Annotated in this window: 14 protein-coding genes and 1 pseudogene; 9 read left to right on the top strand and 6 right to left on the bottom strand. The window is 74.8% G+C overall.

The annotated features are described in order from the left end of the window. A pseudogene (locus tag E1283_RS16145) lies at positions 1–1,226 on the top strand (condensation domain-containing protein); the annotation flags it as partial. Between the two features lie 12 nt (positions 1,227–1,238). Here E1283_RS16145 and E1283_RS16140 read toward each other — a convergent pair. Continuing rightward, complete coding sequence (locus tag E1283_RS16140; protein ID WP_243744877.1) at positions 1,239–1,658, bottom strand: hypothetical protein; 420 nt, start codon at positions 1,656–1,658, stop codon at positions 1,239–1,241. Positions 1,659–1,894: 236 nt separating this feature from the next. Between E1283_RS16140 and E1283_RS16135 the strand changes: the two genes are divergently transcribed. The 4 genes from E1283_RS16135 (at position 1,895) to E1283_RS16120 (ending at position 6,815) form a co-directional block, all read left to right on the top strand. Then, the gene (locus E1283_RS16135) at positions 1,895–2,719 is read left to right on the top strand and encodes an NAD(P)H-binding protein (protein WP_132818738.1); all 825 of its coding nucleotides are present in this window, start codon (positions 1,895–1,897) and stop codon (positions 2,717–2,719) included. Between the two features lie 135 nt (positions 2,720–2,854). Then, the gene (locus E1283_RS16130; protein ID WP_132818737.1) at positions 2,855–3,532 is read left to right on the top strand and encodes a lytic polysaccharide monooxygenase auxiliary activity family 9 protein; all 678 of its coding nucleotides are present in this window, start codon (positions 2,855–2,857) and stop codon (positions 3,530–3,532) included. Between the two features lie 222 nt (positions 3,533–3,754). Continuing rightward, on the top strand, positions 3,755–4,348 hold the full coding sequence (locus E1283_RS16125) for a TetR/AcrR family transcriptional regulator (RefSeq protein ID WP_132818736.1): 594 nt from the start codon (positions 3,755–3,757) through the stop codon (positions 4,346–4,348). Positions 4,349–4,457: 109 nt separating this feature from the next. Then, a complete protein-coding gene (locus E1283_RS16120) occupies positions 4,458–6,815 on the top strand; it encodes an MMPL family transporter (protein ID WP_132818735.1) in 2,358 nt (785 codons plus the stop codon). A 51-nt stretch (positions 6,816–6,866) separates the two neighbouring features. Here the strand turns inward: E1283_RS16120 and bla are convergent, their stop codons facing one another. Both bla and E1283_RS16110 read right to left on the bottom strand, forming a co-directional pair. Beyond that, a complete protein-coding gene (gene bla / locus E1283_RS16115) occupies positions 6,867–7,814 on the bottom strand; it encodes a class A beta-lactamase (protein WP_132818734.1) in 948 nt (315 codons plus the stop codon). A 154-nt stretch (positions 7,815–7,968) separates the two neighbouring features. Then, positions 7,969–9,921: a penicillin-binding transpeptidase domain-containing protein gene (locus E1283_RS16110; protein ID WP_132818733.1), complete on the bottom strand. Its 1,953-nt coding sequence runs from the start codon at positions 9,919–9,921 to the stop codon at positions 7,969–7,971. A gap of 143 nt (positions 9,922–10,064) precedes the next feature. On the opposite strand from E1283_RS16110, the gene E1283_RS16105 reads away from it, so the two are divergent. Together E1283_RS16105 and E1283_RS16100 are read left to right on the top strand one after the other, a co-directional pair. Then, a complete protein-coding gene (locus E1283_RS16105; protein WP_132818732.1) occupies positions 10,065–10,967 on the top strand; it encodes a LysR family transcriptional regulator in 903 nt (300 codons plus the stop codon). Beyond that, positions 10,967–11,878: a serine hydrolase gene (locus E1283_RS16100; protein ID WP_132818731.1), complete on the top strand. Its 912-nt coding sequence runs from the start codon at positions 10,967–10,969 to the stop codon at positions 11,876–11,878. The genes E1283_RS16105 and E1283_RS16100 overlap by 1 nt, the downstream gene beginning before the upstream one ends. A 45-nt stretch (positions 11,879–11,923) precedes the next feature. Here E1283_RS16100 and E1283_RS16095 read toward each other — a convergent pair whose 3' ends face one another. Both E1283_RS16095 and E1283_RS16090 read right to left on the bottom strand, forming a co-directional pair. Beyond that, positions 11,924–12,253: a branched-chain amino acid transporter permease gene (locus tag E1283_RS16095; RefSeq protein WP_132818730.1), complete on the bottom strand. Its 330-nt coding sequence runs from the start codon at positions 12,251–12,253 to the stop codon at positions 11,924–11,926. After that, entirely contained in the window at positions 12,246–12,953 is a 708-nt protein-coding gene (locus E1283_RS16090) for an AzlC family ABC transporter permease (RefSeq protein WP_132818729.1), read from the bottom strand. Before E1283_RS16090 ends, E1283_RS16095 begins: the two co-directional genes overlap by 8 nt. Positions 12,954–13,016: 63 nt before the next feature. Here E1283_RS16090 and E1283_RS16085 point away from each other — a divergent pair, with 63 nt between their 5' ends. Together E1283_RS16085 and E1283_RS16080 are read left to right on the top strand one after the other, a co-directional pair. Beyond that, positions 13,017–13,475: an Lrp/AsnC family transcriptional regulator gene (locus tag E1283_RS16085; RefSeq protein WP_132818728.1), complete on the top strand. Its 459-nt coding sequence runs from the start codon at positions 13,017–13,019 to the stop codon at positions 13,473–13,475. Positions 13,476–13,538: 63 nt separating this feature from the next. Further along, entirely contained in the window at positions 13,539–14,372 is an 834-nt protein-coding gene (locus E1283_RS16080) for a MerR family transcriptional regulator (RefSeq protein ID WP_132818727.1), read from the top strand. 37 nt (positions 14,373–14,409) lie between these two features. Here E1283_RS16080 and E1283_RS16075 read toward each other — a convergent pair. Next, positions 14,410–15,411, bottom strand: a 1,002-nt coding sequence (locus E1283_RS16075; RefSeq protein WP_132818726.1) for a serine hydrolase domain-containing protein, incomplete at its 5' end; no start/stop codon positions are given.

The raw sequence follows: 15,411 nt of genomic DNA, 5'->3' as shown, positions 1-15,411 counted from the left end.
CGCCCGCCCTCACCGCGTTCACCCACGCGCTGCGCGACGAACTCGCCGCCGCCGTCGACCCGCCACGCCGTCCCACGGGCGCGCGCGGACCCCGGGCGGACGCCGCGCTCGTCGGCTACCTGCCCGCCCCAGGACACCTGGCGGCGCTCGCCGGCCTGCCGGCAGCGGCGCTGCCCCGCGAGCGGTTGCGGACCCTGCTCTTCCCGGACGGCGGCCCCCGCCTGCTGGAGGAGATCGACACGCCGCTCGGCCGCTCCGCGTTCGTCGCGCTCCCGCTCTTCGCCGACGAACTCGCCCCCGGCGCAGCCCTCACCGACCACGCCGCCCGCGCCGTCACCCACGCCGCCTCGCTCGGCGCCCGCCGCGTCTCCCTGGCCGGCATGATCCCCGCGCACACCGGCTACGGCTTCGAGGTGCTGCGCGCCACCCGGGGCGCCGCCCCGGCGACGACGCTCACCACCGGGCACGCGACCACCGCCGTCTCGGTGGTCAGGACCGTCCACGCCGCGCTCGCCGCCACCGGGCGCGACCTCGCCGACCTGACCGTCGCCGGCGTCGGACTCGGCTCCATCGGCACCTCGTCCCTCCGCCTGCTCCTCGCCCGCGCCCCGCGCCCGCCGGCCCACCTGCTGCTGTGCGACGTCGCCGGCAGCACGCCCCGACTCCGGGCGCTCGCCGCCGAGTTGCGCGCCGAAGGACTGGCCGGCTCGGTGGCCACCGCCGAGTCCACGCCCGGCCTGCCGGACGCCGGCTACGAGGCCGACGTGCTCGTCACCGCCGTCAGCGGCACCACCGCCGTCCTCGACGTCGAACGGCTGCGCCCCGGCACCGTCGTGGTCGACGACTCGTTCCCGCACTGCTTCGACACCGCCGCCGCCCTCGCCCGGATGCGTCGCCGGCACGACGTGCTGATCCTCGGCGGCGGCCTGCTCTCGGTCGGCAGCACCGAGCGCCGCGTCGCCCCCGACCTGCCGCCCGCCGCGGCCGCCGGCTACGCCGCCCAGCCCTGGCTGCCGGACACGATGGCCTCCTGCCGGCTCGAATCCCTGCTCCACGCGGCCCTGCCCGGCCTGCCACCGGTCCACGGCCTGGTCGACGCCTCCCACGCGCACGCCTACTGGGACGCCACCGAGGCCACCGGGGTGCGCGCCGCCCCGCTCCATCTCCTCGGCCACGAGGTCGACCTGGCGCGGAGCGCCGACCACCACGACCCCCGGCCCACCTGAGGGCCGGCCCGACTACAGCCGGTTGACGGCCGCCCAGAGGACGACGACGAGGGTTGGCGCGCACGACACGGCGGAACTCGTCGCCCAGTACCGCCGGGTGGGCAGCGACCGTGCCGGAGTGCCCTTGCGCACCGGGACGTTGCTCAGCAGCCAGACGGCGAGGAACCAGCCGCCGACGAGCAGCAGCAGGAAGGCCACGACGCCGATCCCGTCGTTCTCGGTCGGCTCCCTGGCGGTCAACCCGAGGTCGTGGAGCGGGTAGTCGGACAGGAAGTACCACAGGAAGAAGCACGGCACCACGCCGACCAGGCCGAGGACGGCGTTCACGCCGACCGGCGCGAGCCAGACGAGCCAGACGAGCCAGCCGCGCCAGGCGGTGCGACCGGGGCGGCCGGTGCGGCCGGGTCGGTCCGGCGGGCCGGGACGGGACACGGTGGGACGCCTCGTCTCTCGGTCGGCCGGGCGACGAGGCCCGCGCGGTGGGCGGGGACGACGCGCGGTCGGGTGCGGTGCGGACCCGGGAATCGTACCGCCGGGTGACGCGGCAACCCGCCCCGTGGGAAAAGGCTTTGACGCCCGCCGCACCGCTCCCCGATGGTGTGTCCGTTCTTCGTGGCCCGCCGAGTGACGACGCGCGTCGGCCGGGCACGCCAGGGAGGGAGTCGCGCGTGATCGTGGTCTCGGCCGCTTCGGGGGCCTTCGGACGGCTGGTCGTGGACGGGTTGCTGGCCCGGGTCCCCGCCGACCGGGTGGCGGCGGCCGTCCGCGACCCCGCCAGGGTCGCCGACCTGGCGGCGCGCGGCGTCCGGGTCAGGCATGGCGACTACGACGACCCCGCCGGCCTGCGCGCCGCGTTCGCCGGCGCCGACCGGCTGCTGCTGATCTCCTCACCCGAGCTCGACCCGGCCCGCCGGGCCGCCCAGCACCGGGCCGCGATCGAGGCGGCCCGCGACGCCGGCGTCGGCTCGCTCGCGTACACCAGCTTCCTCGGCGCCGACACCCGGCCCGACGGGGTCACCGCGGCGCACCACGCCACCGAGGGCCTCCTGCGCGCCAGCGGCCTGCCGCACACCCTGCTGCGCCACCCCTTCTACAGCGAGGCGTTCCTCAACCCGGGGCTGCGGGCCGCCGTCGCCGCCGGGGAGCTGCCGGACGGCACCGGCGGGCGTCGCCTCAACACCGCCTTCCGCCGCGACCTCGCCGAGGCGGCCGTCCGCGTGCTGACCGAGGACCACCACCTGGGCCGCGCCTACGACTTCACCGGCGAGCCGTGGACCCATCCCCGGCTCGCGGCGACCCTCAGCAGGCTGGCCGGCACGCCCGTCGCGCACCGGCCGCGCGCCGAGCGGGCGCCGGGGCCGCAGGGCTGGCTGGAGGAGCAGGCCAGGTCGGGGGCGCTGGAGCGGGTGACCGACGACCTCGAACGGGTGCTCGGCCGTCCGCCCACCACCCTCGACGAGGCCGTCGCCGGCATCCTGGCCGAAGCCGTCTGAGCCGCCGGGGCGGGACCGCCGGAACACCGTTGGCCGGTAGAGAACGTTTCAATCCCGTATCGCGGAGGAAAAGGACCCATCAACTGGGAGCGCTCCCAAAACCGGACATCCACCCCCTCCGGATCAGGAGTCGCAGTGTTAACGCATCGACACGACCGCACCGCCGCGCGCGGCTGGACCCTGCGCGCGCTCTTGGCGGCCCTGGCCGCCGCCCTGCTCGTCGCGACGCCCTGGTCGAGCCCGAACGTCTCCGCCCACGGCTCGACCTCCAACCCGGTCTCCCGCAACTACGGTTGTTGGCAGCGCTGGGGCAACGACTTCCAGAACCCGGCCATGCAGCAGCAGGACCCGATGTGCTGGCAGGCGTGGCAGTACGACACCAACGCCATGTGGAACTGGAACGGTCTGTACCGCGAGGGCACCGGGGGCAACTACCAGGCCTTCATCCCCGACAACCAGCTGTGCAGCGCCGGCCACACGCAGGACGGCCGGTACAACTCCCTCGACAACCCGGGCGCCTGGAGGACCTCGGCGATCTCCACCAACTTCACGGTCAACCTGGTGGACCAGGCGTTCCACGGCGCCGACTACCTCCGGATCTACGTGACCAGGCAGGGGTACAACGCCCAGACGGACGCCCTGGACTGGGCCGACCTGGAGCTTCGTACCTCGACCGGCAGCTACGCGCCCGCCGGCAACTACACCGCCAACGTGACCGCGCCGGGACGCTCGGGACACCACGTGGTCTACACGGTCTGGAAGGCCTCGCACGCGGACCAGATCTACTTCCTCTGCAGTGACGTGACCTTCTGAGCCACCCCCCACCCAGGGCCCCGGCCGGACGCCCACCGCGTCCGGCCGGGGCCCGCTCGTCGGCGCCCGTCGACACGGTGAGTGTCGGAGCGGATCGTTTGCGTTCCGGCGAGGGGAGGGCCTACTCTCGCAGCAACACGTCATCGAAACGGTCGCGGATCGAATCGCCTCCGTGTCGATGTCACAGGGCTGAGCGACGCGTGCCCCCCGGAGGCGCCGGTGATGACGGTCAGGGCGGAAACCAGTAGGCGTTACAGCCGGCTCACCCCGGAGCGTGAACGGGCCCTGCTGGAGGCCACGTTGCAGATCATCAGGGAGAAGGGCTACGAGGGCCTGACCCTGGAACAGGTGGCGGCCCGCACCAGGAGCAGCAAGGCCACGCTCTACCGCCAGTGGGGCGACAAGCCCACGCTGGTGGCCAGCGCGCTGCGGGCCTCGGGGCCGATGGCGGCGGCGTACGCCGACACCGGGTCGCTCGCCGGCGACCTGCGGCACTGGCTGACGCACTTCGCGGACCGGGAGTCCGACCTCCAGGTGCTGGTGGGCCTCTACCGGACGGCGCTCACCGACGCCGAGGCCCTGGCGGTGCTGCGCGAGGTCGTGATCGACCGGGACTTCGCGCCCGTGCGGCAGGCGGTGGCGGCGGCCGTCGGGCGCGGCGAGATCCCCGCCGACGGGCCGGCCGTCCCCTACCTGACGCACATGTTGATCGGTTGTCTGCTCGCCGGCCCGCTGGTCGACGCGGACGCCTGGGACCTCGACGCCATCACCCGGTACCTCGACCGGGTGATCCTCCCCGTTCTCGCCCTGCGGTAGCTCCAACGGCGGACAAGCTCCCCCCACCGGGCCGACGGCGGCACTCCCGGGTGCCGGGCCCGTCCTTTCCTCGCCAGGCCGATTTATCACCCGATAGGAGACATCCGCGGTGGCTACCCTTCTCTACCGGCTCGGGCGCTGGTCCTTCCGGCGCCGATGGCTGGTGTCGTTCGTGTGGGTCGTGGTCCTCGGGATCGCCGGTGCCGGCATGCTCGCCGGCTCCGGCGCCGCCACGACGACCTTCAGCGTCCCGGGGACCGAGGCGCAGCGGGCCTTCGACCTGCTGGACGAGCGCTTCCCCGGGCCGGCGGCCGACGGGGCGAGTGCCCGGGTCGTCTTCCGCGCGCCGGACGGCGAGCAGATCTCGACGGACCGGTACCGGGACGTCGTCGACGACGTCGTCGCCGCCCTGGGGCAGAGCTCGCCGCGGGTCGCGGCGGTGACCGATCCGTTCGACACCGAGGGCTCGGTGAGCGGTGAGGGTTCCACCGCCTACACCCAGATCAGCTACACCGAGGCGGCGACCGAGCTGACGGACGCCGACCGGGACGGGCTGGCCGAGGCGATGCGGGAGGGGCGGGACGCCGGCCTCACGGTGGAGGGCAGTGGCGACGCGTTGAGCGTCGAGCCCGAACTGCTCGGCCCGACCGAGGTGGTGGGCGTGGTCGTCGCGGCCGTGGTGCTGGTGGCCGCGCTGGGCTCGCTGGTGGCGGCCGGGATGCCGCTGCTGACCGCGCTGGTGGGCGTCGGGATCGCCTTCGCCGGGGTGGCGGCGCTCTCCGGGGCGCTGGGGTTCGACAGTCTGACGCCGATCCTCGCCGTGATGATCGGCCTCGCCGTGGGCATCGACTACGCGTTGTTCATCGTCTCGCGTTACAAGTACGAGCGGGCGCGGGGGCGTTCGGCGTACGACGCGATCGGTGTCGCGGTCGGCACGGCGGGCTCGGCGGTCGTCTTCGCCGGCCTGACGGTGGTCATCGCGCTCGGCGGACTGTTCGTGGTGAACATGCCGATGCTCACCAAGATGGGTGTGGCCGCGGCCGGGGCCGTGGTGATCGCCGTCGCGGTGGGGCTCACCCTGCTGCCGGCGGTACTGGGTTTCGCCGGTGACCGGATTCTCGGCCGGCGCGAGCTGCGCGCCGCCGGGCCGGCCGGTGCCGTGTCCCCCGCGCGGCCCGGTGGGCGGGCCGGGGAGGTGCCGGACGGGGCGGCGGAGGTGACGGCCGGCGACCCGGGCGACGAGCGGGGCGACGAGGCGGTCGAGGACGGAGCCGCGGGGGAGGAGCCGGCGGCCGCCGGCCGGGAGCCGCTCGGCCTGCGGTGGGTGCGGTTCGTGACGCGCCGTCCGCTCGCCGTGCTGCTGACGGCGATCGTCGGCCTCGGGATCGTGGCCCTGCCCACCGCCGACCTGCGTCTCGGGCTGCCCGACGACGGCTCCCAGCCCGGGTCGACCACCCAGCGCCGCGCGTACGACATGCTGGCCGACTCGTTCGGCCCCGGCTTCAACGGCCCGCTGCTCGTCGTCGTGGACGCGACCGACGCGCGGGAGCCGCAGCGGGTCGCCGAGGGCGCCGCCGCCACGCTCGGCGGGCTCGACGGGGTGGTGACCGCGAGCCCGGCCGCGATGAACCCGGCCGGCGACACCGCCACCGTCACGGTGATCCCCGCGACCGGCCCCACCACGGTGGGCACGGAGGACCTGGTCGACGCGATCCGCGGCGACGTGGCGCGGGACGCCGCGGACGAGGGCGCGGACGTGCTGGTCACCGGGCAGACGGCGCTGAACATCGACGTCTCGCAGCGGATGCAGGAGGCGCTCGTGCCCTATCTGGCGCTGGTCATCGGGCTCGCGTTCCTGCTGCTGATCCTGGTGTTCCGGTCGATCCTGGTGCCGCTGAAGGCGGCGCTCGGCTTCCTGCTGTCGGTGCTCGCGTCGCTCGGCGTCGTCGTCGCGGTCTTCCAGTGGGGGTGGGCCGCCTCGCTGTTGGGCGTCGAGGAGCCCGGGCCCATCATGAGCCTGATGCCGGTCCTGCTCATCGGGATCGTCTTCGGCCTGGCGATGGACTACGAGGTGTTCCTGGTCAGCCGGATGCGGGAGGCGTACGTGAACGGCTCGGGGCCGCGTGAGGCGGTCGAGTCCGGCTTCGCGCACGGCGCCCGGGTGGTCGCCGCGGCGGCCGTCATCATGATCAGCGTCTTCGCGGGCTTCATCGGTTCCCCGGAGGTCATGATCATGATGGTCGGCCTCGGGCTGGCGGTGGCGGTCCTGTTCGACGCGTTCGTGGTGCGGATGACGATCGTCCCGGCCGTCCTGGCGCTGCTGGGCGACCGGGCGTGGTGGCTGCCGAAGCGGCTCGACCGGGTGCTGCCGAACGTGGACGTCGAGGGCGAGGGGCTCAGGAGCACCCTCGCCGCCGACGGCGACCCGGCGGAGGAGAGCCACGACGGCCTGAGCCGTTCGCTCTGACCGCGGGCTCCGTGCCGCGTCCGGACCCCTCGGGGTCCGGACGCGGGGCGGTCAGCGGCCCAGGCCGGCCACGGCCGCGGTGGCGGCGCGGGCGATCAGGGCGTCGTCCCGGGTGGCGCCCTCCTGGTCGCGGCTGGACAGCACGGCCATGACGATCGGGTTGCCGCCGTCCTCGGGCCAGAGCACGGCGATGTCGTTGCGGCCGCCGTAGCCCGCGGTGCCGCTCTTGTCGGCGACGGTCCAGTCGTCGGGGACGCCGGCGTCGATGAGGGTCTCACCGGTGGTGTTGGTCGCCATCCAGGTGGTGAGGAGCTCGCGTTCCTCCCGTTCCAGGGCGTCGCCGAGCAGGTAGGCCCGCAGGCTGCCGGCGAGGGCGCGCGGCGTGCTGGTGTCGCGGATGTCGCCGGGGACGCCGTCGCTCAGCTCCGGCTCGTAGCGGTCCATCTCGGTGACGTCGTCGCCGAGTTCCTCCAGCGCGGCCTCCAGTCCTTCCGGCCCGTCGAGCGCGTCGAAGAGCAGGTTGGCCGCCGTGTTGTCGCTGTACCAGAGGGTGGCGGCGCTCAGCTCGCGCAGGCTCATGCCGGTCTCGACGAAGTTCTCGGTCACCGGGGAGTTGGGGACGATGTCGTCCGCCGCGTACTCGACCACCTCGTCCATGCCCTCGACGCCGAAGCGCTGGAGCGCGGCGCCGACGGCGAGGGACTTGAAGGTCGAGGCGAACGCGAACCGGTCGTCCGCCCGGTAGGCGACCTCGCGGCCGGTGCCGGTGTCCAGCGCGTAGACGCCGAGGCGGGCGTCGAACTCCCGCTCCAGGGCGGCGAACTCGCGTTCCGTGTCGGCGGCGGACGCCGGGGCGACCACGGCCGCGCCCTCGGCCGAGGACGCGGTCGAGGACGCGGGCGCGGGCGCGGCGCTCTGGCCGCAGGCCGGGAGCGCGACGAGCGCGAGCACACCGGCCATCCGGGCGGCGCTCCGGCGCGGGCGCGGGGGGTTTGTCATGGATGAGCCTCCGGGTCTGGGAAGGGACTGCCGTGATCGGTGGCCCGGGGGATGTCGCCGTCCCTGGGCGGGACCACCCTCCGGTCGGCGGGGCGCCGTCGTCCGGGACGCCGCCGCGCCGTTCCATGCCGTTCCGGCATAGTGGATGGACCGGTCAGGACGAGAGCGCGTTGAGGAAGGACGCCGCGACGGGGCCGGCGTCGCTGCCGCCTGAGCCGCCGTCCTCCAGGACCACGGCGAAGGCGAGGTCGCGTTCGCCGAGGAAGCCGATGATCCAGGCGTTGGTGGAGAGTTCGCCGTCCTCGTCCGCGAACTCGGCGGTGCCCGTCTTGCCGTGCGGCTCGCCGGGGACGCCGGCCAGTGCCGACGCCGAGCCGTCGGTGACGGTCTCGCGCATCATCGACCGCAGCGCCTCGAACGTCCCGGGGGCGAGCTCGGCCGACGCCCGGTGCGGCTCGTCCACGGCCGCCGGCACCAGCACCGGCTGCCGGAAGGCGCCCTCCGCCACGGTCGCGGCGACCGAGGCCATCACCAGCGGGCTGGTCTGCACCCTGGCCTGGCCGATCATCGAGGCGGCCAGCTCGTTGTCGGTCTCGGCGGCCGGCACCGAGCCGTCGAAGGTGGCGGCGCCCACGTCCCACTCGCCGCCGATGCCGAACGCCTCGGCGGTGCGGCTCAGCGTGTCGGGCGCGAACCGGTCGCGGTGCGCGATCAGGCCCGTGTTGCAGGAGGCGGTGAACGCCTCGCGGAGCGTGGTGTCCTCGCCCAGTTCGAACTCGTCCTGGTTCTCGAAGGACTGGCCGTCGACGGTGACGGTCCGCGGGCAGCCGAGGACGTCTTCCGGCGTCGCGCCGCCCTCCAGGAACGCGGCGGCGGTCAGCACCTTGAACGTGGAGCCGGGCGCCAACTGCCCGCGCAGCGAACGGTCGAAGCCGTCCGCCGGCCAGTCGGCGGCGGCCAGCACGTGTCCGGTGGAGGGGCGGACCGCGACGATCGCGCCGTCCCGTCCGGCCTCGTCGAGCGCCGCCTCGGCGGCCCGCTGGACGTCCGGGTCGATCGTCGTTCCGACGGGGCTGCCGGCCTCGCCGCCCGACCAGTCGTGCAGGGTCTCCACCGCCGCGCCCGAGGCGCGGTCCGCGATCACCATGGCCGCCGAGCCGGTGCCGGCCAGCTGCTCGTCGTACCGCTCCTGGAGGCCGGTGACGCCGGCGCCGGACTCCGGGTCGAGGCCGCCGACCACGGCGCGCGCGGCGAGCGCCAGCTGCCGGGTGCCCTCCACGGACTCCAGACCCGGCACGGCGGCCAGCTCGGCCGCGTGCTCCTGGAAGACCGCGTCCCGCAGGGTCACGACCGGGACGGCCTGTTCTGGCTCCGCCTCGGCCACCCGGTCGGCGAGGGCGTCGGTGTCGATGCCGACGTCCAGCGTGTCCAACACGGCCCAGGCCGCGTCCTGGTCGGTCAGCTCCGCCGGTCGGACCGCGATGTTCCAGACGGTCGCCCGGCCGGCCAGCTGGCTGCCGTCCGCCGCGAGTATCGGCGCCCGCTCGGCGGCCGGCCGGGAGAGCACCAGCGTCTGGCCGTCGGCCAGCTCCGGGTGGACGAGCGCCGACTCCCAGACGACGGACCACCCGTCGCCGTCCCCGGCGTCGGGGCGGAGCAGCGCGGTCGAGTCGTAGGACCAGGCGTCGAGGCCGGCCAGGGTGAACGTCGCGGTGAACGGCACGGCGAGCGTGCCCGTTCCGGTCCCGTCGGCCTCTTCGGCCCCCTCGGTCTCCGCGCCCTCCGCCGGTGCCGGCTCGGGCTCGCCGGTCACGGCGAACTCCAGCCCCTCGGGGCGGGTGTTCTCGCGCACCGACTCCAGCAGCGAGCGGGCCGCCTCGGGGTCGTCGGTGAGTGCGGCCGCCCGCTCCGGGTCGTCGGCCGCCCAGGCGTCGAGGAACCGCCGGGCCGTGTCGGCCGCCGCCTCGCGCCCGTCGTCCGCGTCGTCCCCGGCGTCCCGCCGGGCCAGCACCAGCGCCACCCCCGCCGCGAGCACCACGACGGCGAGCGCGAGCACCGCGCCCACCCCGGCCCTGCCGCGCGGCCATCCGTTCCGTCTCGTACGCATGCGATCCTCCGCCCTCTCCGGGAACCCGCTGGCTGACCAGCTGTCGAACCCGCTGTCGAACCAACTCAGCCTCCGTCCCGTCCCGTGGCGGCGTCCAAGCCGCGAACGCGCGGTTCCATGCCGCTTTGGCATAATGCGGACCCATGGATCTCGTCGCAGCGTGCCGCGCGTTCGTCAACGTGAGCGAGCGCGGCAGTTTCACGGTCGGCGCGGCGGCGGCCCGGATGGCCCAGTCCGTCGCGAGCCGTCGGATCGCCGCGCTGGAACGGCACCTGGGCGAGCGGGTGTTGGAGCGGTCCTCGCGTCCGGCCGCGCTCACCCCCTTCGGCCGGGACGTCCTGCCGCTCGCCACCCAGCTGGTGCGGCTCGCCGACCGGCTGGAGCAGGAGGCGGAGGCCGCCAGGCACGCGCCGCTGCGGCTGGCCGTGCCCGACACCTGCCCCACCGGGTCGCTGGCCCGCTTCATCGCCGAGGCGCACGGCCACGGTCTCCGCCTCGACCCACGCCCCGCCTCGCCCGCCGAGCGCACCGAACTGCTGCGCTCCCGCCAGGTGCGGGCGGCCCTGCTCGCCCTGCCGCCCGCCGAGGCGACCTGGACGGTGCCGCTCGGCCTCGCCGTCGCCGACGATCCGGGGGGCGGCCCGATCTACCTGGACACCCTCCGGCCGGGCCGCACCGACCGCGACCGGCGGCCCCGCCGCGTCTGGCTCCAGTCCGAGGACGATGTGCCGCACATCAGGGACGGCCTGACCCGGCTGCGGGACGCCGTCGGGCTGCGCCCGGCGCAGCTCGCGGTGGCCCGGAGTGTGGCCGCCGCCACGGCGCACGTGCTGAGCCACGGCGACGCGCTGCTGTGCTCGCCCGCGCAGGCCGGGGAGCTCCGCCTGCACTGGCGGCCGCTCGGCGAGCTCGATCCCGGGTTGGCGCGGGGCTTCTCCCTGGTGGTGGCGGACGAGGCGGACGCGGACGCCACGCTGGTCAGGCAGGTGTGCGGGGGCGGGATCGCCCGCTGCCTCGGCGCCACCGAGCACGCGGAGGCGGCGTGATGAGCGGCGGTACCAACGCGGTGCTCAGGGAGTTGCGGCAGGCGCTGCGGGACGGCGGGCTGCGGGGCTCGTTCCTGGTCCGCGACCTGGAGACGGGCGACGAGATCGGCATCGATCCGGACATCGAGTTCCCCGTCGCCTCGCTGGTGAAGGTGCCGCTCGCCCTGGCCACGCTGGAGCGCGTCCGGCTCGGCGAACTCGACGGCGCCACCGCGATCGAGGTGGCGCCGGGGCGGGTCACCGCGCCGGGCCCCACCGGCCTGAGCCGGTTCCGGCACCCGGCCCGCGTCGCCGTCGACGACCTGCTCTACCTGTCCATGGCGATCAGCGACAGCGTGGCCGCCGACACGCTGTTCCGGCTCACCCCGCCCGCCGAGGTCGCGGCGATCCTGGACGGCCTCGGGCTGCGCGGCATCGTGATCCGGCACCTGTTGGACGACCTGACCGGCACCCCGTGGAGGCAGTTCCAGGGGGACGACGCGCACCTGGCCCAGGCCCTGGCGATCGACGCCGGCACGGCGGGCCGGGGCCACCGGCTGCCGCACTTCGACGTGGCGCGGGCCAACATCGGCACGGCGCGGGCCTTCGTCGACCTGCTCCAGGCGGTGTGGACCGCGCCCTCGGAGGTCCATCCGGACGTGGCCGAGCGGCTGCGCGGCCTGATGGCCGACAACCTGCTGCGGCACCGCCTCGCCCCGGACTTCGCCTCCGACGCCTCCACCTGGTCGTCCAAGACCGGCACCCAGCTCAACCTGCGGCACGAGGTCGGCGTGGTGAAGCACGCCGACGGCCAGGCGTACGCGGTGGCGGCGCTGACCGAGTCCCGGGTGGCGGCGAGCAACCAGCCGGCCGCCGAGGCCCTGATGGGCCACGTCGCCCGCCGCCTCCGCGACCAGCTCCGCGCCGCCTGAACCGGGCGCCTGAACCGGGCGCCGCCCTGCCCGGCCGGTGGTGCGTCAGCCCGCGAGGACGGTGCTGGCCAGGGTCACGTGGACGACGGTGCCGCCGACGATGCTCAGCAGGGCGTCGCGGCGCCACAGGTGGAGGCCGACGGTGGTGGCCAGGGCCGCCAGCGGGGCGAGCACCCGGGGCTCGGTGACCGGCAGGTCGCGCAGGCAGTAGACGACCAGGATCACCATGACGCCGGCCGGCATCCGGGTGGAGAGGTGGCGGACGGTGTCGCTGGCGCGCAGTGGGGCGAGGACGGTGAAGGGAAGGGCGCGGAGTGCCCAGGTGACGGCGGCGGAGACGGCGACCGCGGCCAGCAGGTAGGGCGCCTCAGGCATCGGCCGACCTCCCACGGCGGGTGACGACACGGCGGGCGACGAGCGCGGTGGTGAAGAGGGCGAAGGCGACGAGCAGCATCTGGTCGGGGGCGACGAGCCGGCCGACCAGCGCGCTGAGCAGTGCGAGCAGCGGGGTGGGGAGGTCGCCGCGCCGGTCCCGGACGGCGTCCAGCGCCAGCACGGTGAACAGGGCGGTCAGCGCGAACTCCAGCCCGGTGACGCCCGCCGGGATCAGCGAGCCGAGCAGCGCCCCCGCGGTGGCGCCCCCGACCCAGTACAGGTGCAGGAACGCCTGGAGCCAGAGGACGCGCCGGCCGGACCAGGTCCTGGCCGGTTCGCCGGTGGTCAGGGCGTATGCCTCGTCGGTCAGGGCGAAGGTGCTGTAGGCCCTGGCGAGGCGGCCTTCGACGCGGTGCAGCGGGAAGGACAGGGCGTAGAAGACGTGCCGGATGTTGACCAGGAACGCGGTGAGGGCGACGGTCCCCAGCGGGGCGAGCGCGCCGACCAGGCCGACGAGCAGGAACTCGAAGGACCCGGCGTAGACGGCGAGGGTGAACAGGCTGGCGTACCACCAGTCGACGCCGGACTGGGTGACGAGCATGCCGAAGGCGAGGCCCAGCGGGACCAGACCGAGCCCCACCGAGCCGGAGTCCCGCAGGGCGGCGGCGCGGGCCCCGGGTTCCACCGTGGAGGTACGCATGCCTGAAATTCTAGGAAGAAATGAACCTCATATGGTTGCCATCTATGACCCTATGATCAGCAGGTGAGCAATGAAGCGGGCCTCGATGCCCTCGACCGCGACATTTTGTTCCAGCTGCGCCGGGACGGCCGGCTCACCAACGTGGAGCTGGCCAGGCGGGTCGGCCTGACGCCGCCGCCCTGCCTGCGCCGGGTCAAGCGCCTGGAGGAGGCCGGCGTCATCGCCGGCTACCGCGCCGTGATCGATCCCGAGGCCGTCGGCCGCGGCCTCGAGGTGCTGGTGGACGTCGAGGTCTCCGCCAACGACCTGCGGACCATCGAGGCGTTCGAGCAGACCGTGGCCGGCTACGAGGAGGTCGTCGAGCTGCGCCGGATGTTCGGCCGCCCCGACTACTTCCTCCGCGTCCAGGTCGCCGACCACGACGCCTACGACGCCTTCGTCGTCGGCCGGCTCACCGGCCTGCCGGGCCTCCTGCGGGTCACCTCGCACCTCACCATGCGGAAGATCAAGACCGAGGGGTGACGAGCGGGCGAGCCCCGTCGGCTTGACTCTCACACCGTGTGAGACGGTCGACTCGGAGACGTCATGTTCACCATCGGAGACTTCGCCCGACACGGCCGCGTGTCGGTCCGGATGCTGCGTCACTACGACGCGACCGGACTGCTGCGCCCGGCCCATGTCGACCCTGCCACCGGCTACCGCCACTACACCGCCGCCCAACTCGCCCGCCTCAACCGGATCATCGCCCTGAAGGACCTGGGGTTCACCCTCCAGCAGGTGCGGGACATCATCGACGAGCGGGTGGACGTCGCGGAGCTGCGCGGCATGCTGCGGCTGCGGCGTGCCGAGCTGGAGGCCACCATGGCCGCGGCGGCGCGTCGGCTGGTCCAGGTCGAGGCGAGGCTCCGGTCGATCGAGAGCGAGGGGCACATGCCCACCGACGACGTCGTCCTCAGGACCGTGCCGGCCGTACGGGTGGCCGAGCTGACCGCGACCGCCGCCAGTTTCCAACCCGATGACATCGGCCCGGTCATCGGCCCCCTCTACGACGAGCTGTTCCGCCGCCTGTCGGCCGCGGGCGTCACCCCCACAGGACCCGGCGTCGCCTCCTACGAGGACGCGCCGGAGGGCGGCGGCAGGATCACCGTGCACGCCGCCGTCCAGGTCTCGGCACCGCTGGGGGACGGGGGCGCGGACGGCGGGTTCCGGGTGCTCGACCTGCCGCCCCTCGACCAGGCGGCGACCATCGTGCACCGCGGCTCGATGGACGCGGTGGTGCCCACCGCCCAGGCCCTGGGCCGCTGGATCGACGCCCACGGCTACCGGTCCACCGGCTACCCCAGGGAGATCAGCCTGGAGTGCCCGGCGAACCGGGACGACTGGGTGACGGAGCTCCAGGCCCCCGTCGACCAGGCCTGACGCCCTCGTCCGACCCCCGCATCTGACGGCCCGCCGGTCAGTCCTCGCCGACCACCCGCAGGTCGTCGCCCAGGGCGGCCGCCACTGCGGCCGCCCTGGAGTGGTCGTCGAGCCGGCGCGTCAGATAGGCGGCGGCGTGCCCGTGGCGGAGCGACCACCAGGCGGCCGAGCCGCCGATGCCGCCCTTGGCGATCTTGCCGCGGTCGCGGACGAGGCCCAGCGTCCAGGTGAGCCGGGTGCCGAACACCTCGTCGAAGCCGGTGACCTGGGAGGCGAGGAGCTCGGCGTGCAGCTCGGGGCCGAGCAGCCCCGCGACCGGGCCCGCCTCGTCGGTGAGTTCGGCGAAGAACCGGGCCATCGCGGTCGCGGTGGTGTGCAGGTTGACGGCGCCGAAGACCGACCGCCGCCAGCCGGCGGAGTTCGTCAGCGCGAGGTCGAGCGGGCCCGCGGGGATCCGGAGCCAGGGCGCCGCGTGCAGCCGCTCCGGCCAGTCGGGGTGTGCGAACTCCAGGTCGGCGACGCGCCCCCACTCGGCCTCCGGCACCCCGAACCAGGCGTCGAGCCCGAGCGCCGGCCGCACCACGCCGTCGTACACCTTGCCCAACGTGGCGCCGGTGGCGGCCCGCAGCACGCCGTCGACCAGGTGGCCGTAGGTCAGCGCGTGCTCCCCGAGCCCCGTGCCCGGCGGATACTCCGGCGCGGCCGCCGCGAGCGACGCCCGCAACCCGGCGTCGTCCAGCGGGTCGAGACCGGCGGCCTCGGCGGGGAAGCGCGGCTGCCCCGCCCGGTGGACGAGGATCTGCCGCAGCGTGGTGCGGTCCTTGCCCCGGGCGCCGTACTCCGGCCAGTGCCCGGCGACCGGCTCGTCGAGCCCGACGGCACCGTCCCGGACGGCGACCAGCGCGGCGAGCGTGACGAACGTCTTCGACAGCGAGTACGGCATCACCAACGTCTCGGCGGACCAGGGGCGTCGGCGCCCCGCGTCGGCCCAGCCGCCGCCGAGCCGCACGACCTCCCGCCCGTCCCGCCAGACCGAGAC

The sequence above is a fragment of the Streptomyces hainanensis genome (genome assembly GCF_004348415.1).
Lineage (GTDB): Bacteria > Actinomycetota > Actinomycetes > Streptomycetales > Streptomycetaceae > Streptomyces > Streptomyces hainanensis.
This window is presented reverse-complemented; position numbering and strand designations above follow the sequence as displayed.

What these genes read in the sequence shown, in the direction of transcription:
- E1283_RS16125 (WP_132818736.1), top strand. Translation starts at nt 3,755, where the DNA reads ATGACGGTCAGGGCGGAAACCAGTAGGCGTTACAGCCGGCTCACCCCG.
- bla (WP_132818734.1), bottom strand. Translation starts at nt 7,814, where the DNA reads ATGACAAACCCCCCGCGCCCGCGCCGGAGCGCCGCCCGGATGGCCGGT.
- E1283_RS16110 (WP_132818733.1), bottom strand. Translation starts at nt 9,921, where the DNA reads ATGCGTACGAGACGGAACGGATGGCCGCGCGGCAGGGCCGGGGTGGGC.
- E1283_RS16105 (WP_132818732.1), top strand. Translation starts at nt 10,065, where the DNA reads ATGGATCTCGTCGCAGCGTGCCGCGCGTTCGTCAACGTGAGCGAGCGC.
- E1283_RS16100 (WP_132818731.1), top strand. Translation starts at nt 10,967, where the DNA reads ATGAGCGGCGGTACCAACGCGGTGCTCAGGGAGTTGCGGCAGGCGCTG.
- E1283_RS16095 (WP_132818730.1), bottom strand. Translation starts at nt 12,253, where the DNA reads ATGCCTGAGGCGCCCTACCTGCTGGCCGCGGTCGCCGTCTCCGCCGCC.
- E1283_RS16090 (WP_132818729.1), bottom strand. Translation starts at nt 12,953, where the DNA reads ATGCGTACCTCCACGGTGGAACCCGGGGCCCGCGCCGCCGCCCTGCGG.
- E1283_RS16080 (WP_132818727.1), top strand. Translation starts at nt 13,539, where the DNA reads ATGTTCACCATCGGAGACTTCGCCCGACACGGCCGCGTGTCGGTCCGG.